The following is a 23,917-nucleotide window of genomic DNA, read 5'->3' on the forward strand; positions in this document are numbered from 1 at the left end:
TTTTCGGTGCCGGGCTCGACCAGTTGCCAGGCACCACGGTCATTGTAGGAGCGGCCTTGTGTCGCGATGGGGCGCGCAGCGGCCCCGGCAACTTCTGCTGCGAGGCTGAAAACCTGGGGCCGCTGTGCGCCCCATCGCGACACAAGGCCGCTCCTACAGGGGGCCAGGTCTGTGCCGATAAGGTAAATACCTGCCGCAATGATTCTGTGGTTGGTCCCATTCCGCGTTAGAGGGTTAAAATCGCCAGTCCTAAACGAGTGTGCACGTATGTCCCAAGAACTCAGCGCCGAACAGATCCAGCAAGCCTTGCAAGGCATCACCATCCCGCCGCAACCGCAGATCATGGTCGACCTGCAGTTCGAGCAGTACATGCCCGACCCGGACCTGGAAACCATCGCCAAGCTGATTTCCCAGGACCCGGGCCTCTCCGGTGCCTTGCTCAAGCTGGTCAACTCGGCGCAGTTCGGCCTTTCCAACAAGATCGGCTCGATCCAGCGCGCAGTGAACCTGCTGGGCAGCCGTTCAATCATCAACCTGATCAACGCCCAATCGATCAAGGGCGAGATGAGTGACGAGACCATCGTCACCCTCAACCGTTTCTGGGACACCGCCCAGGACGTGGCGATGACCTGCCTGACCCTGGCCAAGCGTACCGGCATCCAGCCTGCGGACGAGGCCTACACCCTCGGCCTGTTCCATGACTGTGGCGTGCCGCTGATGCTCAAGCGCTTCCCCAATTACATGGATGTGCTGGAAGAAGCCTATGCCAAGGCCGATGGGGAAACGCGGGTGGTCGATACCGAAAACCGCGCCTTCAACACCAACCATTCGGTAGTCGGCTACTTCACCGCCAAGTCCTGGCGCCTGCCGGAGCACCTCACTGCGGCCATCGCCAACCACCACAATGCCCTGGCGGTGTTCCGCGACGAGAGCTGCCGCAATACCCAGAACCAGCTTAAGAACCTGCTGGCGGTGCTGAAGATGGCCGAGCACATCTGCGCGTCCTACCGGGTGCTGGGCAACCAGGCCGTCGACCATGAATGGAACGTGGTCGGCCCGCTGGTGCTCGATTACATTGGCTTGTCGGAATACGATTTCGAAAACCTCAAGCAGAACATTCGCGAGCTGGGCGGGCACTGACACATGCCGGAACTACCCGAAGTAGAAACCACCCGGCGCGGTATCGCGCCGCACCTGGAAGGCCAGCGCGTCAGCCGCGTGGTGGTGCGTGACCGGCGCCTGCGCTGGCCGGTCCCCGAAGACCTTGATGTGCGCCTGTCGGGGCAACGCATCGTCACTGTCGAGCGGCGCGCCAAATACCTGCTGATCAATGCCGAAGTCGGCACCCTGATCAGCCACTTGGGCATGTCGGGCAACCTGCGCCTGGTCGAGCTGGGCTTGCCGGCGGCCAAGCATGAACATGTCGACATCGAGCTGGAGTCGGGGCTGATGCTGCGCTACACCGACCCACGCCGCTTTGGCGCCATGCTGTGGAGCCTGGACCCGTTGAACCACGAGCTGCTGCTGCGCCTGGGGCCGGAGCCGTTGACCGACCTGTTCGACGGTGAACGGCTGTTCCAGTTGTCGCGTGGGCGGTCGATGGCGGTCAAGCCGTTCATCATGGACAACGCGGTGGTGGTGGGGGTGGGCAACATCTACGCCACCGAGGCGTTGTTTGCCGCGGGTATCGACCCACGTCGCGCAGCGGGCGGGATTTCCCGGGCGCGTTACCTGAAGCTGGCGATCGAGATCAAGCGGGTGCTGGCGGCGGCGATCGAGCAGGGGGGTACTACCCTGCGCGACTTTATCGGGGGCGACGGGCAGCCGGGGTACTTCCAACAGGAATTGTTTGTCTACGGGCGCGGAGGGCAGCCGTGCAAAGTGTGTGGCACGGAACTGCGCGAGGTGAAGCTGGGGCAGCGGGCGAGCGTGTTTTGCCCGCGCTGCCAGCGCTGAAGCAGGGGGCCGCTCTGCGGCCCAATTCGCGGGTAAACCCGCTCCCACAGGTACTGCGCTGCCCAGAAGGGCTGGTATACACCTGTGGGAGCGGGTTTACCCGCGAACAAGGGCGAAGCCCTTGCCAGGCGATGCTCAGCCCTTGCCGGTAATCCGGTGGTACTTGGCCATCAGCTGTTCTTCGGTTTCCGGGTGCGCTTCATCCAGCGGGATGCAGTCGACCGGGCAGACCTGCTGGCACTGCGGCTCGTCGTAGTGGCCCACGCACTGGGTGCACAGGTTAGGGTCGATCACGTAGATCTCTTCGCCTTGGGAGATGGCCTCGTTCGGGCACTCGGGTTCGCAGACGTCGCAGTTGATGCAATCGTCGGTGATGATCAGGGACATGGGGACTCCGGCCGGGGCGCTTCGCCCGGGCATGTTCAACGCAATGGGCACAATTGTGCCGCATTCGCGCCCGCAGTGCACGCGGGCGCGATGATCAGGCGCTACAGGTTACTTCTTGAAGCGTTCGGTCAGCGCCTCAGCCACAACCGGGTGGACGAACTTGCTGATATCTCCGCCCAATGCGGCAATTTCCCGAACCAACGTCGAGGAAATGAACGAATAACGCTCCGATGGCGTGAGGAACAGGCTCTCGACATCGGGGGCCAGTTGGCGGTTCATGTTCGCCAGCTGGAACTCGTATTCGAAGTCGGACACCGCTCGCAGGCCGCGCAGGAACACATTGGCGCCCTGTTCCTTGGCGAAATGCGCCAACAGCGAAGAGAAGCCGATGACTTCGACATTGGGCAGGTGCTTGGTGACCTCACGGGCCAGCGCTACCCGTTGTTCCAGCGGGAACAGTGGGTTTTTCTTCGGGCTGGCCGCCACCGCGATGATCACGTGGTCGAACAGGCGCGAAGCGCGCTCGACCAGGTCGCCATGGCCTTTGGTAATGGGGTCGAAAGTACCCGGGTACAACACTCGGTTCATCGCGTCATCCTGGCTGGAGTGCGTTGGGGAGTCGGATGGTAGCGCAGCGACGGCGCCCCGGCCAAGTCATGCGGCCGGCTGATGGCACTATAGACAGGGCGCGTATTCGTTGTCATGCGCTGTGTGCCAGGCGGGCGACCAATGCTTCGGTAAGCTTTGCGCTGATGGCATACACCGACAACTGCGGGTTGGCGCCGATGCTGGTGGGGAACAGCGAACCGTCGTGAACCGACAGGTTTGCAAGCTGGTGATGGCGGCCCAGGCTGTCGCACACCGCCTGGCGAGGGTCTTGGCCCATTGCGCAGCCGCCCATCACGTGGGCGCTGCCCAGGCGGGTGCGGAACGGCTCCAGGGGCAGGCGGTCGATCATGCTCAGGGCCTGTGCCAGGCTGGAAGCCGCGTTGGCATCGCTGTGCACGGGGGTTACCTGGGTGGCGCCGGCGGCGAACTGGACCTGCGCCATGCTGCGATAGGCGCGCCGCAAGCCGTCACGCAGGTAGTCGGTGACCGGGTAATCGAGTACCGGCGAGCCATCACCGCGCAGCTCCACGGCGCCGCCCTGGCTTTCGGGGTGAAAACCGTCACGCAGCAGCGCCAGCATCACATGGGTATAGGGCAGCTCGGCCATGCGCTGGGCATTCGCCTGGCCGTACCCGCCTAGCAAGGTGCTGGCCAGGGCCGGGTGCAGCGGCGGTACCTCAAGCTTGTAGCCCACCGGGCCGTCAGCGCCGTCTTGCCACTGGAAGTGGTCGCTGTAGATCGACTGCGGGGCGCCATAGAAGGGGTCGATGCGGTCCTTGAAGCGAGCGGCGCTGAAGTTGACCAGGTGCAGGAAGGTGCGTTTGCCCAGGCGGCCGTGCGGATCGGGAGCCTTGGAACGCAGCAGCAGGGCCGGGCTGTTGATGCCGCCACCGGCCAGAACGTAATGGCGGGCGCGCACGCTGACATGCCGGCCCGTCGGGTAGATGCCTTGGGCATCCAGAGCTTGGCAGGTCAGGCCCTGAATACGCTCGCCATCGTGCGTGAAGCGCTCGGCGCGGGCCAGGTACAGCAGTTCGCCGCCTTGTTCGAGGGTGGCGGGAATGCGCGTTACCAGCATCGACTGCTTGGCATTCACCGGGCAGCCCATGCCGCAGTAGCCCAGGTTCCAGCAACCACGCACGTTGCGCGGTATCACCGCCCAGCGGTAACCCAGCTGTTCGCAGCCACGGCGCAATACGTCGTTGTTGGCGTTCGGTGGCAGGGCCCAGGGCGTAATGCCCAGTTCCTGCTCCATGCGTTCAAACCAGGGCCGTAGCGCATCTTCGCCCAGGTCGCTCACACCGTGGGCTGTGGCCCAGTGCGTCAGGGTTTGTGGCGGGGTACGAAAGCTCGAGGTCCAGTTGACCAGCGTGGTGCCGCCCACGGCGCGGCCTTGCAGAATGGTAATGGCGCCATCCTTGCTCATGCGCCCCAGGCCTTCCTGGTACAGGCTGGCGTAGGCTTCATTTTCCAGCAGGTGGAAGTCGCTGCTGGTCTTCAGCGGCCCTTCTTCGATCAGCAGCACCTTGAAACCGGCGGCGCTGAGCATCTGTGCGGTGGTGGCGCCACCAGCACCGCTGCCGATCACGGCAATGTCGGCTTCAAGCAGCAGATCGTGTTCCAGGCGCGAAGCGTCGTGGGTGATCCAGCCACGTTCGAGGCCTTGGCGAAACGGGTCAGGCACAGGCATTGGCAATGCTCTTGTTGTTTTCAGATTTTCGGTGGGCCCGGGTAGCCGCAGGCCGCCCAGGACTCGGGGCGTTCGTACCAGGCCATCTGCAGCAGTTGCAGCAACGAGGCGTGGCCCATGCGCAGCAGGTTCAGCGAGCTGCCTTGCCAGCGCTGCAGGAAGGCTGTGACCTGCGCCGGGCCTGCCTGCTCCCAGGCGCCCCAGATACCGGTAAGCGGACCACGGGTCAGCGGCAGGCTGAGCACGTCGAACAGTTGGCGGGTGAGTTTGAGCATTTCCGGCGACAGCGCCGACAGCTTGTGGTCGAGGCTGTGCAGCACCAGCGTTTCGGCAGCCTGGGTGGCGGCCAGCACCACCGGGATCAGCGCACGCAGCAGTGGCAGGTCGTCGGCACGCAGTGTCTGGTAGCCTGACGCCGCGGTTTGCGCGCTGCAGCCGACCAGGCTGGCGCCCGCCAGAAAGGCGCTGGCGCCAACGCTGAAGCGCAACAGATCGCGGCGGTGCATGGCCTGGCCCTCAGCGGATGAACAGCTTGTAGACCAGGCGCTGCAAGGCTTTGCCATAAGGCGGGTAGATCAGCTGGGCGGCGTTGAAGCGTTGCTTGGCCAGTACCGCCTTGGCCTTGCTGAAGGTCAGGAAGCCTTCATGGCCGTGGTAGTGGCCCATGCCCGAGGGCCCGATGCCACCGAATGGCAGGTCGTCCTGGGCCACGTGCAGCAAGGTGTCGTTCAGGCATACGCCGCCGGAATGGCTGAATTGCAGCACATGTTGCTGTTCGCTGCGGTCGTAGCCGAAGTAGTACAGCGCCAACGGCCGTGGGCGCTGGTTGATGTAGGCCAGCGCGTCATCGAGGCTGTCGTAAGGCACCAGCGGCAGCAGCGGGCCGAAGATTTCGTTCTGCATCACCTGCATGCTGTCGTTCACCCTGGTCAGCAGGTGCGGTGGCAGGCGCCGGCCCTGGCGGGCTTCGTCGGGGTACAGGTCGATCACTTGCGCGCCCTTGCTGCGGGCGTCCTCCAGCAACTGCTCCAGGCGCTTGAGCTGCCGAGGGTTGATGATGGCACTGTAGTCGGGGTTATCGGCGATACGTGGGTACATGCGCTGTACGACATTGCGGTAGGCATCGGCGAAGCTGTTCAGGCGCTCGCGCGGCACCAGCACGTAGTCGGGAGCGACGCAGGTCTGGCCGGCGTTGAGTGTCTTGCCAAAGGCGATGCGCTCGGCGGCGGCCTCCAGCGGCACGTTGGCCGAAACGATGGCGGGGGACTTGCCGCCCAGTTCCAGGGTCACCGGCGTCAGGTTTTGCGCAGCCGCCAGCATGACCTGGCGGCCGATGCTGGTGGCACCGGTGAACAGCAAATGATCGAAAGGCAGGCGGGCGAAGGCCTGGCCAACCTCGACCTCACCCAGCACCACGCTGACAAGGTCTTCGGGAAAGACCTTTTGCAGCACTGCCTTCAAGGCCAGGCTACAGGCCGGTGTCGCCTCGCTGAGCTTGAGCATGACCCGGTTGCCGGCGGCCAGGGCACAGGTCAGCGGGCCGATGGCGAGGAACAGCGGGTAGTTCCACGGCACGATGATGCCGACCACACCCAATGGCTGGTACAGCACCCGCGCGCTGGCCGGCTGGAACGCCATGCCCACGGCCCGCCTGGCCGGGCGCATCCAGCGCTGCAGGTGGCGTTCGGCGTGGCGGATACCTTGCACCGATGGCAGCAGCTCGGCCAGCAAGGTCTCATCGGCACTGCGCCCGCCGAAGTCGCTATCGATGGCTTCGATCAGCAGTTGCCGGTTTGCCAGCAGCGCCTCGCGCAGGCTTTTCAACCACTGCCGGCGCTGGGCAGCAGGCGGCATGGGGTTGCCGGCGAAGGCCCGGCGCTGGGCGGCGAACGGGGCTTCAAGGTCGGTGTCGGAATGCACAGGAGGCATGGTGAAGGGCGAGGTCACGGCGGTCTCCCGGCTGGGCTTTAAGTCACTAGAGCCTATACTCTAATCGGTACCATGGTGCGACTATTTTCATGCAAGACAACGGTGCATCAGCGGTGTGAATCACCGTAAGATGAACCTTTATCGAAAGCCCGCAGACTGGGAGCTGAGCATGGCCCCGCGGATGAAGACCCGAGAGCGCATCGTGCAGAACAGCCTGGAGCTGTTCAACCAGCAGGGCGAACGCAGCGTCAGTACCAACCACATTGCCGCGCACATGGAAATCTCGCCCGGCAACCTGTATTACCACTTCCCCAACAAGCAGGCGATCATCGCCCTGTTGTTCAGCCAGTACGAAGAGCTGGTAGACAGCTTCCTGCGCCCGCCGCAAGGCCGCCCGGCAACCGTGGAAGACAAGCGCTTCTACCTCAAGGCGTTGCTGGCAGCGATGTGGAACTACCGCTTCCTGCACCGCGACCTGGAGCACCTGCTGGACAGTGATGCAGAGCTTGCGGCCCGTTACCGGCGTTTTTCCGAGCGTTGCCTGCGCCAGGGTCAGGCCATCTACCGCGGCTTTGTCGAGGCAGGCATCCTGGCCATGGCACCGGCGCAGATCGAATCGCTGACCATCAATGCCTGGATCGTGCTGACCTCGTGGGTACGTTTTCTCAGCACCACGCGTGAGCATTCCGCGCACCTGGGTGAAGAAGCCTTCAAGCGTGGCGTTTATCAGGTACTGGTGCTGGAACTCGGCTTTGTCACCGATAACGCACGCAAGGCCGTGGACGCGCTGTGCCAGGAATTCCATGTACCGTTCAACCAGGCCCTGGAGCATTAGCCCGGGGCCCTAGTGCCATCGATCAGGAGATTGTCATGCCGCTTGCGCAATTGATCACCCCGCAGCAGTTGGCCGAGCGTCTGGGCTCGCCCAAGTTGGTGATTCTCGACTGCCGCTTTGCCCTCGAAGACGTGGACTATGGCCAGCGCAGCTATGCCCAGGGGCATATCGCCGGTGCGCACTTTGCCGACCTGGACCGTGACCTCAGCGGGCCGGTGAGCAAGGGGCGTACCGGGCGCCATCCGTTGCCCGATGCGCAGCGCCTGGTCGAGCGCCTGCGTGAGTGGGGCCTGGACAATGACAGCGAGGTGGTGCTGTACGACGACGGCCCCGGCGCCTTTGCCGCCCGTGCCTGGTGGCTGCTGGTATGGTTGGGCAAGCGCAGCGGTGTGGCGATCCTCGACGGTGGCCTGAAGGCCTGGCATGCGGCTCACCTGCCGCTTAGCCTGGACCCGCCGGCCAAGCGCGAGGGCACCTTCAAAGGTGAGCCGGACGCCAGGCTGCTGATCGATGCCGAGCACCTGGGCAAGCGCCTGGGGAGTGCTGACCTGACCCTGATCGATGCGCGAGCCTTGCCGCGTTTTCGCGGTGAAGTGGAGCCGATCGACCCGGTGGCCGGGCACATTCCCGGGGCCCAGTGCGCGGCGTTTACCGACAACCTGGGGGCTGACGGGCGCTTTTTGCCGGCTGAGCAGCTTAAGCAGCACTTTGCCGAAAAGCTGGCCGGGCGGGCGCCGGAGCAACTGGTGTCGTATTGCGGGTCCGGGGTGACGGCTTGCCATAACCTGTTTGCGCTGGCGCTGGCGGGTTACCCGCTGGGCAAGCTGTATGCCGGGTCGTGGAGTGAGTGGATCAACAACCCGCAGCATGGCGTGGCCACTGGCGAGTAACAATATCGACCGTTTTAGCAGGGGCTCTGTGGGAGCGGGTTCACCCGCGAAGAATCCCGCGCGGAGGATGGCACCGGCTACGCCGGTGTTCGCGGGTCAACCCGCTCCTACAGGGAGCCGCGCAGGATCTGGAGTTCAAGCCTTACTGGCCCTCCACCAACCACTGCGGAATCCGCCGCTCCAGGTAATACCCCGGGTTGCGCAGGCTGCCATCGACAAAGCCTACATGGCCGCCGCGGCTGTGCAGTTCGAAGTGGGTCTGTGATGCCAGTTCACGGGCGGTTGGCAAGCTATGGCTGGACACGAACGGGTCATCGCTGGAGTGGATGATCAGCGTCGGCGTGCGGTTCTGGCCGAGGAAGAAATGGCTCGATGAGCGGCGATAGTAGTCGTGCACGTCGCGAAAGCCGTTCAAGGGGGCGGTAACCCTGCCGTCGAAGTCCCAGAATGTGCGCAGCCTGGTCAGCGGCCCCAGGCGCTCCAGCGTCGCCAGCCGTTCATGCTGGCCGTTGGCGTGGAAATGGCGCTGCTTGAGCTGCACATACGCCAGCATCTCGCGCATGAAATGCGCCTGGTACACCTTCGAGAAGCCCTGACCGATGCGGTCGGCACAATGGTCCAGGCGAAACGGTACCGACACCGCGACTGCCGCCTCCAGCTGGCTGGCAACACCGCTTTCGCCCAGATACTTGAGCAGCACATTGCCCCCAAGCGAGTAACCCACTGCATACAACGGTGCCAGTGGGCGCTGGGCACGCAGGTGGCTGATGATTTCAGCCAGGTCTTCGCTGGCGCCGGAATGGTAGCTGCGTGGCAACAGGTTGGGCTCGCCCGAGCAGCCGCGCCAGTTCGCCGCCACACTGGCCCAGCCCCGCGCGTGCAGCGTTTGCTGCAAGCCTTTGACGTAGGGTGAGTGGGAGGAACCGGTCAGCCCATGCAGCACCAGCACCAAGGGCGCTTGCGGCTGGTGCGGGCCGTGCCAGTCCAGGTCGATGAAGTCACCATCGGCCAGCCACAGCCGCTCGCGGTTACGCTGCAGTTCTGGCAGCTTGCGCCACAGTGGCCCCCACAGGGTTTGCAGGTGGGGGTTGGACAGGCCGATGGCCGGGCGGAAGGGTGCGCTGGTGCTAGGCATGCTGGGGCGACTCGTGATGTGCCTGCCTAGAGTGCCATGAAACAGCGCCCCTGTACCTGCGCTATTGGTCGGCCAGTGACGGGATAGGCAACGGCAACTGTTCGATGTCGGGACCTAGGGTGATGACCACCTTTGGTGCATTTTTCAGCCAGACTTGCGCGGTTTCTTGCAGATTCGCGGGTGTAAGCGTGCTGAGCTTATCGAAATAGGTGGCGAGATGGTTTGCCGGTAACCGCCGATGGCTGTCGTCAGCAAGTGCTCTGGCCAACCTCGTCTTGTCAGACAGCCTTCTGTGCATTTCTGCTGCGTGCTGGTTCAAGGCCGTGTCGCACTCGGCTTGGCTGGGGCCGCGCTCCGCAAGGCACGTGATCAGGTTTGTTATCAGCTCTGCTGCCGCATCACGGTATTTCGGGTCAATGTCCCACAGGATGTGCAACAAGCTCCCAGCGTCATTCGGTACCAGAAACGTTTGAATGCCGTAGGTCAGCCCGCGTCGGACGCGCAACTCTTGTGTCAGGCGTGACTCATACCCACTGCCCAGAATTGCATTGAGCAGCGACATCGCGGGAAACACCGTGTCGCTTGCCGTCACCTTCGATGAAATAGACAGCATTGCATGGGTTGTGTGACCTGGGTGTTCCAGATGTTGTACAACGTCAGCGTGCGGGGATGCAGGCGGCAACTTTTGTGCGGCCCACTGTTGGGGCAGGGCGCGAACGAGGTTACCGATAAGCTGTTCGGCTTCTTCACGCCCCAGATCTCCCACCAGCCCTATGTCCAGGTTGTTTGCCGAATAGGCTCGCTGATGGAAAGACTTTAATTGTTCGCTGCTTATGTCACTGATAGTGCCTGAGAGGGTTCTTGTCGCGTACGGATGGCCTTCGAAGACATGTGCCCTGGTTGTTTCAAGCAACTGCGTAGTCGGGTGTTGCGCTTGAGCACTAGCCAGTAAACTCAGCCGCTTTCTGATTTTTTCTACATCCGTTGCCCTGAACGCCGGGCGTGCAAGCATCTGCGTGAGCAGTTCCATCACATTGTTGCGCAGAGCTGGCAGGCTGAGGCAGCGCAGTGTTACGACGGCACTGTCATTGCGGATGGCTGTACTGAGCACTGCGCCCCGGCCCTCCATTTGCTCCGCGAACTGGTCCGCCTCAAGCTGCTCCGTACCTTGATCCAGGCTATACAGCGCAAGGGCCGCGAGCCCTGGGGCAGGGCCATCCAGAACATTGCCGGCACGAAAACGCAATACCAGATCGAACATCGGGCGATCGTGGGATGCAATAAAACTGACTCTCGTGCCCTCTTGAGTCTGCCATTGCTGCGTTTCGGCTTGCAGGGGCGGTACTTTATCAAGCTCGACAGCATGGGTTGATTGCAGTTTTTTCATCGCTTCAACAGCGGAGTCGATGGCTGGGCCATCGCATAGCAATGGACGCGTTGTATAGCTTTGTTCAAGGCTCATGCTGCTGCTCCGGGTTGAAGGTAGGTGATGGTCAACCGCTCACGCCCCAGGTAGGCAGCTACCGCTTTCTGCACCCCGGCGCTGTCCAGATTGCGCACTATCCGGGCTTGATCATCGATTACAGAGGGGGATATGCCAGCCGCGGCCGCTGCGCCAACCCGTGCTGCCTGCCGATCAAGATCGTCAAGACCGAACAGTTGCCGCGAGAGCATCCGTAGCTTTGTCTGATCCAGTTCTTCGCGTGACAGAGGCGTGAGTCGCAGTTTGTCGATCACCTGGTAAACCGCTTCCGCGGCTTGATCGTGTGTAGCATTACTGATGTTCACGTCGGCGCTGATTGTCAGCAGTGTGTCGCCACGCACAAGAGGTTCGTAACGCACCCTCAAGTCGGAGATGAGCAGTTTTTGGCGAACCAGCTCTCGATACAGCAGAGCGCTGGCTCCTTTGCCGAGCACCTCGCAAATCAGCTCCAGCGTTGGTGCTGTAGTTGCATCAGGGGCGGTGGCGTAACCCGGTACGTTAAAAGACATGTACAAGCCGTGTCGCAAGCCTGGCAGGGCCACCGTGTGCTTGCGCTGCTCAAGCAGTGTGCCGTGACGAGGTACGGGCTGTTTCGCTATCGGAGCCTTGGGTAAACCAGCGAAGTACCGGGCTACATGCAACTGCAGCGTTGGCAGATCGACGTCGCCTACCACTACCAACGTGGCGTTATTGGGCTGATACCAGGTGTTGTACCAGGCTCTTAGCGTCTCAAGCGTGATATTGCCCAGGTCTGCGGGAAAGGCATACCCGTCCCGGGCATAAGGGCTGTCGCCATGGGCAAGCGTTTCATGTTGGCTGTAGGCTTGCTCTTTCGCATTGCCAACGAAGTTGACCCGGCGCTCGTTTTCTACCGCTTTGACACCCTGCGCCACTTCGGCTTGACCAAAGGTTGCGGTACTCATTGCGTCGGCCATGATTTCAAGGCCGATAGGCAAACGCGACCCGGGTAGCAGCATTTCAAATGCCGTACCGTCGGCTTGGGTGGTGGCATTGGTGTAACCACCCAGGCGGGTGATTACGCGGTTGTATTGGCCGGCCGCCAGCTTGCTGCTGCCTTCGAAAACCAGATGCTCAAGCACGTGTGAGAGATTGGTGTGGCCCGCAGGTTCGTAGCTGTTGCCTACGTGGCACCAGAGCTGAACTGCCACCAAGGGGGTGCTGTGGTCTTCTCTCAGGTAGACCGACAAACCATTGTCCAAGGTGAACTGCTGCAGTTGTGAAGGGGCGGCGGATGCTATGGAGGCCAGCCCGGCACTGATCTCTTCGATGCCCAGGGGTGATGCTGATGCCATTGCTGAAGTGCTCCGGTTGTAGTGGACCGGAACAGCTTCAGTGAAAGGGTCAAGCGGGCGGTGTTACACAGTTAGCCCCGTTGCCAAAGCGCGTAATGCACCTGGCCGGTTTTTTTCTCTCTATGCAGGCGCCAGTTGCCCGGCAATTGCAAGGTGGATGGGGCGGCCTCGCTTTCGGTGTAGACCCAGGCCTGCTCAGCTAGCCACTGGTTCTGCTCCAGCAGGTTGCAGGTGTTGGCCAGCAGGTCCTGGTGGAAAGGTGGGTCGAGGAATACCACGTCGAACTGCTGCTTGGCCGGGCCTTGCAGGTAGCGCAGGGCGTCGGTTTGCAGGATCTGCCCGCGCGGGCAGCGCAGGATCTCGAGGTTGTTCTTCAGGTTGGCGATGGCCGCCGAGTTGCTGTCCAGCGCCACGGCGTCTTTGGCCCCGCGGGACAGGGCTTCAAGCACCAGGGCACCGCTGCCGGTGAAGGCATCCAGCACGCGGGCGCCTTCAATGTAGGGCGCCAGCCAGTTGAACACGGTTTCACGTACGCGGTCGGGCGTTGGCCGCAGGCCTTCGCCTTCCGGTACCGCCAAGCGGCGGCTGCGCCACTCGCCGGCGATGATGCGCAGGTGGCCCTGGCCCTTGCTTTGGCCCGCTTGCGGGCGGGCGGGAGGGGTGGATCTTGGCATTAGTGCTCCGGTACCCCGAGCGGTTGCTCGGAGGGCTTGTCAGTGGGTGCTGGCAGCGGTTTCTGTGGCACTTTCGGGCCAACGGTGACGATCACCAGTTTATCGGCTGACAGGTGTTTGTTCATGGCTGCCTTTACCTGCTCAACGGTGAGGGCCTGGGACTGCTGCATGAAGTCCTCCAGCCAGGTCAGTGGCAGGTTGTAGAAGCCGATGGCGCCCAGTTGGCCGACGATGCTGGCGTTGCTGGCATTGGACAGCGGGAAGCTGCCGGCCAGTTCGCGTTTGGCGTCGTCCAGCTCTTGCTGGGTGGGGCCAGTCTTGAGGTAGTCGGCAAGAATGCCCTGCACCAGCTTGAGCGTGCCTTCGCTGAGTTCGGCACGGGTTTGCAGGTTGATCATGAACGGGCCACGGACCTGCATCGGGCTGAACACCGAATACACGCCGTAGGTCAGGCCGCGCTTTTCACGCACTTCGCTCATGAGCCGGGTGCCGAAGGCGCCACCGCCGAGGATCTGGTTACCCAGCGACAGGGCTGGCCAGTCCGGGTCCTGGCGGTCGATGCCCAGTTCGGCCAGCATCAGGTGGGTCTGCTTGGACGGGAAATCGATGTGGGTCAGGCCGGCCTTGGCATCGGCGGGTTGGGCCGGTGCGGCCAGTGCCGGGCCTTTGGGCAGGCCGGCAGACACCTGTGCGGCAATGGCTTCGGCTTCGGCGCGGCTCAGGTCGCCGACCAGGGCGATCACTGCGTTGCCACCGGTGTAGGCCTTGGCATGGAAAGCGCGCAGTTGCGCCAGGTTGATGCCGTTGATGCTTTCGGCCGTACCGTCGCTCGGATGGCCGTAGGGGTGCGCGCCATAAAGGTTGGCGAACAGCGCCTTGCCAGCGATCTTGCCGGGGTTCTGTTTTTCGTACTCGAAGCCTGCCAGCATCTGGTTCTTGATGCGCTTGAGGGCGTCTTCAGGGAAGCTCGGCTTGCCAGCTACCTCTGTGAACAGCTTCAGCGCCGGCTCGCGCTTGTCTTTGGCGCTGAGGCTGCGCAGCGAGGCCACGGCCATGTCGCGGTAGGAACCGTTGCCAAAGTCTGCGCCCAGGCCTTCGAAGCCTTCGGCAATGGCGGTCACGTCCTTGCCGGCCACGCCTTCGTTGAGCATGGCGTTGGTCAGCGCCGCCAGGCCGGGCGTACCGCCGTCCTGGCTGCTGCCGGCGGCGAAGGTGACGCGCAGGTCGAACATCGGCAGTTCGCGGGCCTCGACGAACAGCACGCGGGCACCTTCGGCGGTGTTCCAGTGCTGGATGTTCAGCTGGCGCCGGCTGGGCGCCTTGCCATCCAGTTCGGCCAGCGACTGCAGGGTGTTGGCCGGGCGGGCTGCACTGCTGTTGGCCTTGGCGGCGTCGTCGGCCATGGCCGGGGCAGCCAGCACGGCTGCCAGCGCCAAGGCGCGGATGCCGGTGGCCAGCAGGGTTGGGCGCGGTGCGCGACGATCACTCATGAGCGGACTCCTCGGGCAGTACATGGGCAACGCTCAGGCGTTCGCGGGTGAAGTAGGTGCGCGCGGCGTTCTGGATGTCCTGCGGAGTAACGCGCTTGAGCTCGTCCAGTTCGCTGTCGATCAGCTTCCAGGACAGGCCGACGGTTTCCAGCTGGCCGATGGTGGTGGCCTGGCTGCTGATGGAGTCGCGGTCGTAGACCAGGCCAGCAATGACCTGGGCGCGAACGCGTTCCAGCTCTTCGGCGCTGGGCGGGGTGGTCTTGAGTTCGTCCAGCAACTGCCACACGCCCTTCTCGACGTCGGCGAGGGTTTTCTGTTTCTGCACGTTCGGCGTGGCCGAGATCAGGAACAGGCTGTCGCCACGGGTGAAGGCGTTGTAGCTGGACGAGGCGCCGGCCACCAGTTCCTGGCCACGTTCCAGGCGGGCGGGCATGCGGGCACTGTAGCCACCGTCGAGCAGTGCCGAGATCAGGCGCAGGGCATGCACAGTACGCGGGTCTTTGGCGGTTGGCAGCCCAGGCACGTTGAAGCCGTAGATCAGGCTTGGCAGCTGAGTACGCACATGCAGGGTCAACTGGCGCAGGCCGGGCTCGGCCAGCTCCAGTGGTAGCTTGGCCGGCGGCACGGCGCGCTTGGGGATGCTGGCGAAGTACTTCTGCGCCAGGCCCTTGACCTCATCGGCGGTAACGTCGCCAACCACCACCAGGGTAGCGTTGTTGGGCGCATACCAGGATTCGTACCAGTGGCGCAGTTCCTCGACCTTCATGCGCTCCAGGTCGGCCATCCAGCCGATGGTCGGGGTGTGGTAGCCGCTGGCCGGGTAGGCCATGGCGCGAAACAGCTCGAACGCCTTGGCATTGGGCTGGTCGTCGGTGCGCAGGCGGCGCTCTTCCTTGATGACCTCGATTTCCTTGCTGAATTCATCGGCCGGCAGGCGCAGGCTGGCCAGGCGGTCGGCTTCCAGCTCCAGGGCTACCGGCAGGCGGTCGCGGGCCAGCACCTGGTAATAGGCGGTGTAGTCGTCGCTGGTGAAGGCGTTCTCTTCGGCGCCCAGGTCACGCAGCACGCGCGAGGCCTCGCCGGGGCCGAGCTTGGCGCTGCCTTTGAACATCATGTGTTCCAGCGCGTGCGACAAACCGGTCTGGCCCGGGGTTTCGTAGCTGGAGCCGACCTTGTACCAGATCTGCGAGACCACCACCGGCGCGCGGTGGTCTTCGCGCACGACGACCTTCAGGCCGTTGTCGAGGATGAATTCGTGGGTGGGTTGCACATCGGCGGCAAAGGCCGCGAGCGGCAGGCAGAGCGTGCCGAGCAACAGGCCAGCGGCGCGGCGGGCTAGAGCATTCATAAGGTGTTTAACCTGTTCGGCGGCCCGCTGGGTTTAGCGTCGACGGGCCAGGAGGTGCTAGGATACTGATCCGGTTGCCTGGCGACCATGCCTGTCGCCGTTCTGGCCTGCAGGACACTAAGACAAAACGTTGCGCATGAACCAGCCGGCTTCAAGATAGTCTGTTCTGCGTAGAGAGAATTCCCGATGCGCCAAAGCTGGCCCATCGCTACCCTGAGATAGCCGTCTTCCATGTTTGGTTCCAACGACGACAAGAAAGCGCCGGCCGAGGCTGGTGAAAAGAAAGGCCTGTTCAGCTGGTTTCGCAAGAAGCCGCAGCAACCCGTGGAGGCTACCGAGCCCGCGAAAGAAGCCCCCGCTGTCGAGCAACCTGTAGCTGCTCCGGTCGAGGCCCCTGCTGCTGAAGCACCCCAGGCCCCAGCGCCGGTTCAGGTGCCTGCGGTCTCGCCGCTGAGCGAGCCACTGCCGGCCGCCGAGCCAGCCCAGCCCTCGGTAGCACCGGTGGTTGAAGCGCCGCTTCCTGAGCCGGTTGCCTCCCGGCCGTTGCACGCCCCTGAACCCGAGCCGGTCGCTTCTACGCCGCTGGTGGCACCCGCGCCGCAGCCGGTCGCCCCCATGCCCGTGCAGGCTGCACCGGTCGAGGTAGCCCGCGTCGAGCCAGCCCCGGTTGTCGAGTCAGCCGCACCGGTGAGCAACCTGGTACTGCCGGTTGCCGAAGAGCCCGTGGCCCTGGTGCCGGACCTGGAGCCGAAAGCGCCGCCAGCCATCCCGGAACGCCCGGCACCCGAAGTCGTTGCCCCGGTGGCTGTGGTTGCTGCACCGGTCGAAGCTGCGCCAGAACCAGCCCCTGCGCCGCCCGAGCAGGCCAAACCCGGCTTCTTCGCCCGCCTCAAGCAGGGCTTGTCCAAGACCAGCGCCAGCATCGGCGAGGGCATGGCCAGCCTGTTCATGGGCAAGAAGGTCATCGATGATGACCTGCTCGACGAAATCGAAACCCGCCTGCTGACCGCCGACGTCGGCGTCGAAGCCACTTCGGCCATCGTCCAGAACCTGACCCAGAAGGTTGCCCGCAAACAACTGGCCGATGCCGACGCGCTGTACAAGTCGCTGCAGGAAGAACTGGCCGCGCTGCTGCGCCCGGTCGAGCAGCCGCTGAAGATCGAGTCGCAGAACAAGCCTTACGTGATCCTGGTTGTTGGCGTGAACGGCGCTGGCAAGACCACCACTATCGGCAAAATGGCCAAGAAGCTGCAACTTGAAGGCAAGAAGGTCATGCTGGCCGCCGGCGACACCTTCCGCGCCGCCGCCGTGGAGCAACTGCAGGTGTGGGGCGAGCGTAACCATATCCCGGTGATTGCCCAGCACACCGGCGCCGACTCCGCTTCGGTCATCTTCGACGCCGTGCAGGCCGCCAAGGCCCGTGGCGTGGATGTGCTGATCGCCGACACCGCCGGGCGCCTGCACACCAAAGACAACCTGATGGAAGAGCTGAAAAAGGTTCGCCGGGTCATCGGCAAGCTCGACGTCGAGGCGCCGCACGAGGTGCTACTGGTACTCGATGCCGGCACCGGGCAGAACGCCATCAGCCAGGCCAAGTACTTCAACCAGAGCGTCGAACTGACCGGCCTGGCCCTGACCAAACTGGACGGCACCGCCAAGGGGGGGGTTATCTTCGCCCTGGCCAAGCAGTTCAAGCTACCGATCCGCTATATCGGTGTGGGCGAAACCATCGACGACCTGCGCACCTTCGAAGCCGAGCCGTTCGTCAAGGCTCTGTTCGCCGAGCGAGACTGACCATGATCCGATTCGAACAGGTTGCCAAGCGCTATCCCAATGGTCATGTCGGTTTGCATGAGCTGAGTTTCCGGGCGCGCCGGGGCGAGTTCCTGTTCGTCACCGGCCACTCGGGTGCCGGCAAGAGCACCTTGCTGCGACTGCTGCTGGCCATGGAGCGCCCGACCAGCGGCAAACTGATGCTGGCCGGGCAGGACCTGGGCCAGATCAGCAACGCACAGATCCCGTTCCTGCGTCGGCAGATCGGCGTGGTGTTCCAGAACCACCAGTTGCTGTTCGACCGCACAGTGTTCAACAACATCGCCTTGCCGCTGCAGATTCTCGGCCTGTCCAAGGCCGAGATCGCCAAGCGCGTGGACTCGGCGCTGGAGCGCGTGTCGCTGTCCGACAAGGGCGAGCTGTTCCCGGCCGACCTGTCCACCGGCCAGCAGCAGCGCGTCGGCATTGCCCGTGCCATCGTCCACCAGCCGGCACTGCTGTTGGCCGACGAACCCACCGGTAACCTCGACCCGCGCCTGGCAGCAGAAATCATGGGTGTGTTCGAGGACATCAACCGCCTGGGCACCACGGTACTGATCGCCAGCCACGACCTGGCACTGATTGCGCGCATGCGCCACCGCATGCTGACCTTGCAGCGCGGCCGCTTGATCGGCGATGGGGAGGCCGGGCAATGAGCACTACACGTACGCCGAAGGTTTCCGAACGGGTTGCGCCGAAACCGGCCGACCCGCAGCCGGCGAAGAAAAAGCGCGGCGAAGACGATGACGGCCCGGATTTCCGCACCCTGCTGCATGCCTGGCTTGAAAGCCACCGCGCCAGTATGGCCGACAGCCTGCGCCGCCTGGGTAAGCAGCCGATCGGCAGCTTCTTCACCTGCCTGGTGATGGCCGTGGCGCTGAGCATGCCGATGGGCCTGTCGTTGCTGCTTAAGAACGTCGAGCAGCTGGGCGGTTCGTGGCAGCGCGCGGCACAGATTTCGCTGTACCTCAAGCTGGATGCCGGTAGCCGTGATGGCGAGGCGCTGCGTGACGAGATCAAGGGCATGCCTGGGGTGGCGGATGCGCAGTATGTGAGCCGCGAGCAGGCGCTGGAGGAGTTCCAGCAGCAGTCCGGGCTGGGCGAAGCCTTGCGCGAGCTGCCTGACAACCCGCTGCCGGGTGTGGTGGTGGTAACCCCGACCGAGGTCGACAAGCCGGCCCTGGAGGCCCTGCGTCAGCGCCTGTCTGAGCTGCCTCGGGTAGAGGTGGCGCAACTGGACCTGGTCTGGGTCGAGCGCCTGGCGGCCATCCTCAAGTTGGGTGACCGTTTTGTCTTCGGTTTGGCCGTGATGCTGATTTCTGCCCTGCTGTTAGTAATCGGTAACACAATTCGTCTACACATTGAAAACCGCCGCATCGAGATCGAAGTGATCAAGCTGGTGGGGGGCACCGACGCCTACGTACGCCGGCCTTTCCTGTACATGGGCGCCCTGTACGGCCTGGGTGCAGGCCTGTTGGCGTGGGGTATCCTGGCATTTGGCCTGAATTGGCTGAACGAGGCCGTGGTAGGACTTTCCGGGCTGTATGGCAGTGACTTCGCCCTGGGCGGGGTGCCGGCATCCGATGGTCTGTCGCTCTTGATCGGAGCGGTGTTGTTGGGGTATATCGGTGCATGGATTGCCGTCGCCCGCCACTTGAACGAGCTGGCGCCGCGATAGTTTTTACGTGCCAGCATTGACATTTTCTTCACTACGGAACTTGTACCGTCGTTCCAGGTCAATGTTGGCAGCGCCCACAAGGCGCGAGTTTAGTAAGTCGGAGGTTCTTGAATGACCACATCGTTGCAACCTGCCTATGCCCTGGTACCCGGTGCAAACCTGGAAGCCTACGTGCACACGGTCAACAGCATCCCGCTGCTGACGGTCGAGCAGGAGCGTGATCTGGGCGAGCGTCTCTATTATGAGCAGGATGTCGAGGCCGCTCGTCAAATGGTGATGGCCCACCTGCGTTTTGTCGTACATATCGCCCGTAGCTATGCCGGCTATGGCTTGGCCCAGGCCGACCTGATCCAGGAAGGCAACGTCGGCCTGATGAAGGCCGTCAAGCGCTTCAACCCGGAAATGGGCGTGCGCCTGGTGTCGTTTGCCGTGCACTGGATCAAGGCAGAGATCCACGAGTTCATCCTGCGCAACTGGCGCATCGTCAAGGTGGCGACCACCAAGGCCCAGCGCAAGCTGTTCTTCAACCTGCGCAGCCAGAAGAAGCGCCTGGCCTGGCTGAACAACGACGAAGTGCATCGCGTGGCGGAAAGCCTTGGTGTCGAGCCGCGTGAAGTGCGCGAGATGGAAAGCCGCCTCAGCGGCCAGGACATGGCCTTCGACCCGGCAGCGGAAGCTGACGACGACAGCGCCTTCCAGTCGCCCGCGCACTACCTGGAAGACCACCGTTACGACCCGGCGGTGCAGCTGGAGGATGCGGACTGGAGCGACAACTCCACCAGCAACCTGCACGAAGCGCTGCAAGGGCTGGACGAACGTAGCCGCGATATTCTCTACCAGCGCTGGTTGGCGGAAGAGAAGGCCACGTTGCATGAGCTGGCAGACAAGTACAGCGTTTCGGCTGAGCGGATTCGCCAGCTGGAGAAAAATGCGATGAACAAGGTCAAGGCGCTGATTGCAGCCTGATCGGGCCTTGGTTGCACAGAAAAGCCGCTGGCCCTGACTGGGTGAGCGGCTTTTTTATTTGTGCTGGCTGTACCGGCCTCTTCGCGGGTGAACCCGCTCCTACAGGGGGGCGCGTGCTTGTGTAGGAGCGGGTTTACCCGCGAATAGGCCGGTAAGCCCAGCGAATGGCTCAAAGCTTGCGCGAAGTGTCGAGCTGCATCAGGTAGCCAGGCCCACCCAACTGACTCATCTGCCGGCGAATCCACCCGGCCCGGCTGGCCACGTAGGCACTCGGCCGGCTGGCACTCCACTTGATCGGGCTGGGCAGCACCGCCGCCAGTTGCGCGGCCTGCTGGCGGCTAAGTCGGCTGGCATCGACGCCAAAGTGGTAGCGCGCCGCCGCCTGGGCACCAAACACGCCCTTGCCCCACTCGGCGCTGTTCAGGTAGACCTCGAGAATCCGCTCCTTCGACCAGAACAGCTCGATCAACGCGGTAAACCAGGCCTCCAGCCCTTTGCGGAACCAGCTGCGGCCGGACCACAGGAACAGGTTCTTCGCCACCTGCTGGGTCAGTGTGCTGGCACCGCGGATGCTGCCGCCGCGTTCGTTGTAGGCCAGCGCTGCCTGGATGGCCGGGATGTCGAAGCCCCAGTGGCTGGCGAACTTCTGGTCCTCGCCGGCAATGACCGCGACCTTGAGCTCATCGGAGATGTTCTCCCACGGCTCCCAGTCGCGCTGCAGGTCGATCGGCTCGCCATTGACCCAGGACTGCACCTTGCGCTCGACCATCAGCGCCGTGCCGGGCGGTGGCACCCAGCGGAACACCAGCACCAGCACGATGCTGCCGGCAGCGAACCAGAGCAGGGCGCGGGAGAGGCGGCGCAGAAGAGTTGGCAGCATGGTGATGGCTTGGCCGTTCGGGTGGAAGGGGCCATTATACAGACCCGATACAAGGAGTCGTCCCATGCTTCGCAGCTTCCTGATGCTTGCCGCCTTTTTCGGCTTTACCGGGGTCGCCCTCGGCGCCTTCGCCGCTCACGGCTTGAAAAACCGGCTGACGGCCGACTACCTGGCGATCTTTCATACCGGCGTGACTTATCAGTTGGTGCATGCACTGGCGATCTTCGGCGTTGCCGTGCTTGCGGCGCACCTGCCCGGGCGCCTGGTCGTCTGGGCTGGCGGACTGTTTGCGCTGGGTATCGTGTTGTTCTCCGGCAGCCTGTACCTGCTGACCCTCAGCGGCATTGGCAAGCTCGGCATCATCACCCCGATTGGCGGCCTTTGCTTCCTTGCCGGCTGGCTGTGCCTGGGCCTGGCAGCCTGGCGGCTGGGCTGACCGACTGGTCCACAATCGCGACTAATGGCGTGCACCGCCCTTGGGTTGCAGGGCGGTTCGGCGCTAGAATGCGGGCCCCAAAGAACAATGGTGGCCGTGCGCATGCGCATTCAACTGAACGGTGAACCTTACGAACTGCCTGCTGGCGAGAGCGTTGCAGCCCTGCTGACGCGCCTGGAGCTGACCGGGCGCCGCATTGCCGTGGAACTTAACCTGGACATCGTGCCGCGTAGCCAGCACGACAGCACGCTGCTGAACGACGGCGACCAGGTTGAAGTGGTCCACGCCATCGGTGGCGGCTGACAGCAGCCCGGCGGTTCACAAGCAAGCCCTGCAACCTATTCCCGAGGAACAACGATGAGCAACGTTCGTAGCGACAAGCCCTTCATCCTGGCCGGGCGCACTTTCCAGTCGCGCCTGCTGGTCGGCACTGGCAAGTACCGTGACATGGAAGAAACCCGCCTGGCGACAGAGGCCTCGGGTGCCGAGATCGTCACCGTGGCCGTGCGCCGGACCAACCTTGGCCAGAATGCGGGCGAGCCGAACCTGCTCGATGTGCTGTCGCCCGACAAATACACCATTCTGCCCAATACCGCCGGTTGCTTTGACGCGGTCGAGGCTGTGCGCACCTGCCGCCTGGCCCGTGAGCTGCTCGAGGGCTACAAGTCCCATGAGTCGCGGACCTTGGTGAAGCTGGAAGTGCTGGCCGACCAGAAAACCCTGTTCCCTAACGTGATCGAGACCCTCAAGGCTGCCGAAGTGCTGGTCAAGGAAGGTTTCGACGTGATGGTGTACACCAGCGATGACCCTATCATCGCCCGCCAGCTGGCCGAAGCCGGCTGTATCGCGGTCATGCCGCTGGCTGGCCTGATTGGCACCGGCCTGGGTATCTGCAACCCCTACAACCTGCAGATCATCCTCGAAGAATCGAAGGTGCCCGTGCTGGTCGATGCTGGCGTGGGTACCGCTTCCGACGCCACCATCGCCATGGAAATGGGCTGCGAGGCAGTATTGATGAACTCGGCCATTGCCCACGCGCAGCAACCGGTGCTGATGGCCGAGGCCATGAAGCACGCCATCGTCGCCGGTCGCATGGCCTACCTGGCCGGCCGCATGCCGAAAAAACTCTATGCCAGCGCCTCTTCGCCGCTGGATGGTCTGATCAAGTAAGAGCCCCAGATGACTGACTCGCAAGATACGCCGATCGCCGCCGACGGCGACGCCCGCCCGCACCGCCGCATCAAGAGCTTCGTGATGCGCGCCGGGCGCATGACCGAAGGCCAGCAACGCGGCCTGGACCAGGGCGGCCCGCTGTACATCCTGCCGCTGGCCGACAGCGCGGTGGACTATGACCAGGTGTTCGGCCGTTCGGCGCCGCGCACCCTGGAGATCGGCTTCGGCATGGGCCATTCCCTGCTGGAAATGGCCGCTGCCGCACCTGAGCAGGACTTCATCGGTGTGGAAGTGCACCGCCCGGGTGTCGGCGCGCTGCTCAACGGTGTACTGACCCAGGGCCTGAAGAACCTGCGGGTGTATGACTGCGATGCCATCGAAGTACTGAACCGCTGCGTGGCGGACAACAGCCTCGACCGCCTGATGCTGTTCTTCCCCGATCCTTGGCACAAGGCGCGCCACCACAAGCGCCGCATCGTCCAGCTGGAGTTCGCCGAGCTGGTACGGCGCAAGCTCAAGCCCGGTGGCGTGTTCCACATGGCAACCGACTGGGAACCGTATGCCGAGTACATGCTGGAAGTGATGAGCGCTGCCCCAGGCTATCGCAACCGTGCCGAAGACGGCACCTACGTGCCACGCCCGGAAGAGCGCCCGATCACCAAGTTCGAACGCCGCGGCGAGCGGCTGGGGCATGGGGTTTGGGATTTGAAGTTCGAGAAGGTGGATTGATCGGCTGATTCGGCCTTTCGGTACGCTGAAGTCTGCAGAAATGCAGGCGAAAAAAAACCGCTCTGAGGAGAGCGGTTTTTTTGTGTGAGCGGCAGGACTGAGTATCCTTCGCTCCAAGGCTTCACTGAAAGCTCTACACAGTCAGGTGATCATAGGCACCTTCAGAAGCAGGGTCAATGTGCGGAAATATCCGGCATCACGTGTGTCGAAGCGGTTAACAGTCTCGGCCAAGTAGTCCGGGTATCATCTAGTCGCTCCTGTGAGAGTCAATTCAGTGATGGGCCGGGTAGGGGAAGAATTCTGCTTTCCGGCCCCTTCGACATGGCCTGAGAACCGTGCCGGTGACCTTCTTCGAAGGGCCATTAACCTGGCCACTTCACTGAAAACTCTACACAGCTTTCGAAGGCATCGAAGTACCGGTTAGATGCTGGAAGATTGGCCCGCCAACACGGAGGCCAAGGCATATGAAGCGATTGCTTGATGCGCTGAGCCGCGTCTGGAAGC

24 protein-coding genes are annotated in these 23,917 nt (G+C 63.3%); 12 read left to right on the plus strand and 12 right to left on the minus strand.

What is annotated here, in order from left to right; all coding sequences use genetic code 11:
• The first annotated feature begins 321 nt into the window (after positions 1-321).
• Positions 322-1,140, plus strand: a complete 819-nt coding sequence (locus tag IAE39_RS08765; protein ID WP_201201382.1) for an HDOD domain-containing protein — start codon at positions 322-324, stop codon at positions 1,138-1,140.
• Between the two features lie 3 nt (positions 1,141-1,143).
• The gene (mutM, locus tag IAE39_RS08770; RefSeq protein WP_201201312.1) at positions 1,144-1,956 is read left to right on the plus strand and encodes a bifunctional DNA-formamidopyrimidine glycosylase/DNA-(apurinic or apyrimidinic site) lyase; all 813 of its coding nucleotides are present in this window, start codon (positions 1,144-1,146) and stop codon (positions 1,954-1,956) included.
• 135 nt (positions 1,957-2,091) lie between these two features.
• Here mutM and IAE39_RS08775 read toward each other — a convergent pair whose 3' ends face one another.
• The 5 genes from IAE39_RS08775 to IAE39_RS08795 form a co-directional block, all read right to left on the minus strand.
• Entirely contained in the window at positions 2,092-2,343 is a 252-nt protein-coding gene (locus IAE39_RS08775) for a YfhL family 4Fe-4S dicluster ferredoxin (RefSeq protein ID WP_201201320.1), read from the minus strand.
• A 108-nt stretch (positions 2,344-2,451) separates the two neighbouring features.
• The gene (gene coaD / locus IAE39_RS08780; protein ID WP_016489662.1) at positions 2,452-2,931 is read right to left on the minus strand and encodes a pantetheine-phosphate adenylyltransferase; all 480 of its coding nucleotides are present in this window, start codon (positions 2,929-2,931) and stop codon (positions 2,452-2,454) included.
• A 112-nt stretch (positions 2,932-3,043) separates the two neighbouring features.
• On the minus strand, positions 3,044-4,642 hold the full coding sequence (locus tag IAE39_RS08785; RefSeq protein WP_201201322.1) for a GMC family oxidoreductase: 1,599 nt from the start codon (positions 4,640-4,642) through the stop codon (positions 3,044-3,046).
• Positions 4,643-4,662: 20 nt separating this feature from the next.
• Positions 4,663-5,148, minus strand: coding sequence for a twin-arginine translocation pathway signal protein (locus tag IAE39_RS08790; protein ID WP_201201329.1), 486 nt, complete (start codon positions 5,146-5,148; stop codon positions 4,663-4,665).
• A 10-nt stretch (positions 5,149-5,158) separates the two neighbouring features.
• The gene (locus IAE39_RS08795; RefSeq protein ID WP_236548477.1) at positions 5,159-6,571 is read right to left on the minus strand and encodes a coniferyl aldehyde dehydrogenase; all 1,413 of its coding nucleotides are present in this window, start codon (positions 6,569-6,571) and stop codon (positions 5,159-5,161) included.
• Between the two features lie 169 nt (positions 6,572-6,740).
• Here IAE39_RS08795 and IAE39_RS08800 point away from each other — a divergent pair, with 169 nt between their 5' ends.
• Positions 6,741-7,406 (plus strand): TetR/AcrR family transcriptional regulator, encoded by a 666-nt coding sequence (locus IAE39_RS08800; protein ID WP_201201331.1) that lies wholly within the window; start codon positions 6,741-6,743, stop codon positions 7,404-7,406.
• 35 nt (positions 7,407-7,441) lie between these two features.
• Positions 7,442-8,296, plus strand: coding sequence for a sulfurtransferase (locus IAE39_RS08805; RefSeq protein WP_201201332.1), 855 nt, complete (start codon positions 7,442-7,444; stop codon positions 8,294-8,296).
• Positions 8,297-8,438: 142 nt separating this feature from the next.
• Here IAE39_RS08805 and IAE39_RS08810 read toward each other — a convergent pair whose 3' ends face one another.
• From IAE39_RS08810 to IAE39_RS08835, 6 genes are all read right to left on the minus strand, one after another.
• A complete protein-coding gene (locus IAE39_RS08810) occupies positions 8,439-9,431 on the minus strand; it encodes a hydrolase (RefSeq protein ID WP_201201333.1) in 993 nt (330 codons plus the stop codon).
• A gap of 61 nt (positions 9,432-9,492) precedes the next feature.
• On the minus strand, positions 9,493-10,893 hold the full coding sequence (locus IAE39_RS08815) for a M16 family metallopeptidase (protein ID WP_201201334.1): 1,401 nt from the start codon (positions 10,891-10,893) through the stop codon (positions 9,493-9,495).
• Positions 10,890-12,227 (minus strand): M16 family metallopeptidase, encoded by a 1,338-nt coding sequence (locus IAE39_RS08820; RefSeq protein WP_201201335.1) that lies wholly within the window; start codon positions 12,225-12,227, stop codon positions 10,890-10,892. The genes IAE39_RS08815 and IAE39_RS08820 overlap by 4 nt, the downstream gene beginning before the upstream one ends.
• Before the next feature lie 71 nt (positions 12,228-12,298).
• Positions 12,299-12,901, minus strand: coding sequence for a 16S rRNA (guanine(966)-N(2))-methyltransferase RsmD (gene rsmD, locus IAE39_RS08825; protein WP_201201338.1), 603 nt, complete (start codon positions 12,899-12,901; stop codon positions 12,299-12,301).
• Positions 12,901-14,391: a M16 family metallopeptidase gene (locus IAE39_RS08830; protein ID WP_201201339.1), complete on the minus strand. Its 1,491-nt coding sequence runs from the start codon at positions 14,389-14,391 to the stop codon at positions 12,901-12,903. The genes rsmD and IAE39_RS08830 overlap by 1 nt, the downstream gene beginning before the upstream one ends.
• Positions 14,384-15,739: a M16 family metallopeptidase gene (locus tag IAE39_RS08835; RefSeq protein ID WP_201201341.1), complete on the minus strand. Its 1,356-nt coding sequence runs from the start codon at positions 15,737-15,739 to the stop codon at positions 14,384-14,386. Before IAE39_RS08835 ends, IAE39_RS08830 begins: the two co-directional genes overlap by 8 nt.
• Before the next feature lie 231 nt (positions 15,740-15,970).
• Here IAE39_RS08835 and ftsY point away from each other — a divergent pair, with 231 nt between their 5' ends.
• The 4 genes from ftsY (at position 15,971) to rpoH (ending at position 20,195) form a co-directional block, all read left to right on the plus strand.
• Positions 15,971-17,533, plus strand: a complete 1,563-nt coding sequence (gene ftsY / locus IAE39_RS08840; RefSeq protein ID WP_201201343.1) for a signal recognition particle-docking protein FtsY — start codon at positions 15,971-15,973, stop codon at positions 17,531-17,533.
• A gap of 2 nt (positions 17,534-17,535) precedes the next feature.
• Positions 17,536-18,207, plus strand: coding sequence for a cell division ATP-binding protein FtsE (gene ftsE, locus IAE39_RS08845; RefSeq protein ID WP_012274659.1), 672 nt, complete (start codon positions 17,536-17,538; stop codon positions 18,205-18,207).
• On the plus strand, positions 18,204-19,229 hold the full coding sequence (ftsX, locus tag IAE39_RS08850) for a permease-like cell division protein FtsX (RefSeq protein WP_201201345.1): 1,026 nt from the start codon (positions 18,204-18,206) through the stop codon (positions 19,227-19,229). The genes ftsE and ftsX overlap by 4 nt, the downstream gene beginning before the upstream one ends.
• A gap of 111 nt (positions 19,230-19,340) precedes the next feature.
• Positions 19,341-20,195: an RNA polymerase sigma factor RpoH gene (gene rpoH, locus IAE39_RS08855; RefSeq protein WP_003249083.1), complete on the plus strand. Its 855-nt coding sequence runs from the start codon at positions 19,341-19,343 to the stop codon at positions 20,193-20,195.
• A gap of 169 nt (positions 20,196-20,364) precedes the next feature.
• Here the strand turns inward: rpoH and mtgA are convergent, their stop codons facing one another.
• The gene (gene mtgA / locus IAE39_RS08860; RefSeq protein WP_201201384.1) at positions 20,365-21,075 is read right to left on the minus strand and encodes a monofunctional biosynthetic peptidoglycan transglycosylase; all 711 of its coding nucleotides are present in this window, start codon (positions 21,073-21,075) and stop codon (positions 20,365-20,367) included.
• A 64-nt stretch (positions 21,076-21,139) separates the two neighbouring features.
• Between mtgA and IAE39_RS08865 the strand changes: the two genes are divergently transcribed.
• From IAE39_RS08865 to trmB, 4 genes are all read left to right on the plus strand, one after another.
• On the plus strand, positions 21,140-21,511 hold the full coding sequence (locus IAE39_RS08865; protein WP_201201346.1) for a DUF423 domain-containing protein: 372 nt from the start codon (positions 21,140-21,142) through the stop codon (positions 21,509-21,511).
• Between the two features lie 102 nt (positions 21,512-21,613).
• The gene (thiS, locus tag IAE39_RS08870) at positions 21,614-21,814 is read left to right on the plus strand and encodes a sulfur carrier protein ThiS (protein ID WP_201201347.1); all 201 of its coding nucleotides are present in this window, start codon (positions 21,614-21,616) and stop codon (positions 21,812-21,814) included.
• 54 nt (positions 21,815-21,868) lie between these two features.
• On the plus strand, positions 21,869-22,681 hold the full coding sequence (locus tag IAE39_RS08875; protein WP_201201348.1) for a thiazole synthase: 813 nt from the start codon (positions 21,869-21,871) through the stop codon (positions 22,679-22,681).
• Positions 22,682-22,690: 9 nt separating this feature from the next.
• Entirely contained in the window at positions 22,691-23,413 is a 723-nt protein-coding gene (gene trmB / locus IAE39_RS08880) for a tRNA (guanosine(46)-N7)-methyltransferase TrmB (RefSeq protein ID WP_201201349.1), read from the plus strand.
• The last annotated feature ends 504 nt before the right edge of the window (positions 23,414-23,917 follow it).

The organism is Pseudomonas sp. S37, assembly GCF_016658545.1.
Taxonomy (GTDB): Bacteria; Pseudomonadota; Gammaproteobacteria; order Pseudomonadales; family Pseudomonadaceae; genus Aquipseudomonas.

Coding starts and splice junctions, on each gene's coding strand:
- ftsX (WP_201201345.1), top strand. CDS start 18,204: ATGAGCACTACACGTACGCCGAAGGTTTCCGAACGGGTTGCGCCGAAA.
- IAE39_RS08815 (WP_201201334.1), bottom strand. CDS start 10,893: ATGAGCCTTGAACAAAGCTATACAACGCGTCCATTGCTATGCGATGGC.
- IAE39_RS08785 (WP_201201322.1), bottom strand. CDS start 4,642: ATGCCTGTGCCTGACCCGTTTCGCCAAGGCCTCGAACGTGGCTGGATC.
- IAE39_RS08835 (WP_201201341.1), bottom strand. CDS start 15,739: ATGAATGCTCTAGCCCGCCGCGCCGCTGGCCTGTTGCTCGGCACGCTC.
- IAE39_RS08820 (WP_201201335.1), bottom strand. CDS start 12,227: ATGGCATCAGCATCACCCCTGGGCATCGAAGAGATCAGTGCCGGGCTG.
- ftsE (WP_012274659.1), top strand. CDS start 17,536: ATGATCCGATTCGAACAGGTTGCCAAGCGCTATCCCAATGGTCATGTC.
- IAE39_RS08865 (WP_201201346.1), top strand. CDS start 21,140: ATGCTTCGCAGCTTCCTGATGCTTGCCGCCTTTTTCGGCTTTACCGGG.
- trmB (WP_201201349.1), top strand. CDS start 22,691: ATGACTGACTCGCAAGATACGCCGATCGCCGCCGACGGCGACGCCCGC.
- IAE39_RS08795 (WP_236548477.1), bottom strand. CDS start 6,571: ATGCCTCCTGTGCATTCCGACACCGACCTTGAAGCCCCGTTCGCCGCC.
- ftsY (WP_201201343.1), top strand. CDS start 15,971: ATGTTTGGTTCCAACGACGACAAGAAAGCGCCGGCCGAGGCTGGTGAA.
- rpoH (WP_003249083.1), top strand. CDS start 19,341: ATGACCACATCGTTGCAACCTGCCTATGCCCTGGTACCCGGTGCAAAC.
- coaD (WP_016489662.1), bottom strand. CDS start 2,931: ATGAACCGAGTGTTGTACCCGGGTACTTTCGACCCCATTACCAAAGGC.
- IAE39_RS08805 (WP_201201332.1), top strand. CDS start 7,442: ATGCCGCTTGCGCAATTGATCACCCCGCAGCAGTTGGCCGAGCGTCTG.
- IAE39_RS08790 (WP_201201329.1), bottom strand. CDS start 5,148: ATGCACCGCCGCGATCTGTTGCGCTTCAGCGTTGGCGCCAGCGCCTTT.
- IAE39_RS08875 (WP_201201348.1), top strand. CDS start 21,869: ATGAGCAACGTTCGTAGCGACAAGCCCTTCATCCTGGCCGGGCGCACT.
- IAE39_RS08810 (WP_201201333.1), bottom strand. CDS start 9,431: ATGCCTAGCACCAGCGCACCCTTCCGCCCGGCCATCGGCCTGTCCAAC.
- IAE39_RS08775 (WP_201201320.1), bottom strand. CDS start 2,343: ATGTCCCTGATCATCACCGACGATTGCATCAACTGCGACGTCTGCGAA.
- thiS (WP_201201347.1), top strand. CDS start 21,614: ATGCGCATTCAACTGAACGGTGAACCTTACGAACTGCCTGCTGGCGAG.
- rsmD (WP_201201338.1), bottom strand. CDS start 12,901: ATGCCAAGATCCACCCCTCCCGCCCGCCCGCAAGCGGGCCAAAGCAAG.
- mutM (WP_201201312.1), top strand. CDS start 1,144: ATGCCGGAACTACCCGAAGTAGAAACCACCCGGCGCGGTATCGCGCCG.
- IAE39_RS08800 (WP_201201331.1), top strand. CDS start 6,741: ATGGCCCCGCGGATGAAGACCCGAGAGCGCATCGTGCAGAACAGCCTG.
- IAE39_RS08830 (WP_201201339.1), bottom strand. CDS start 14,391: ATGAGTGATCGTCGCGCACCGCGCCCAACCCTGCTGGCCACCGGCATC.
- mtgA (WP_201201384.1), bottom strand. CDS start 21,075: ATGCTGCCAACTCTTCTGCGCCGCCTCTCCCGCGCCCTGCTCTGGTTC.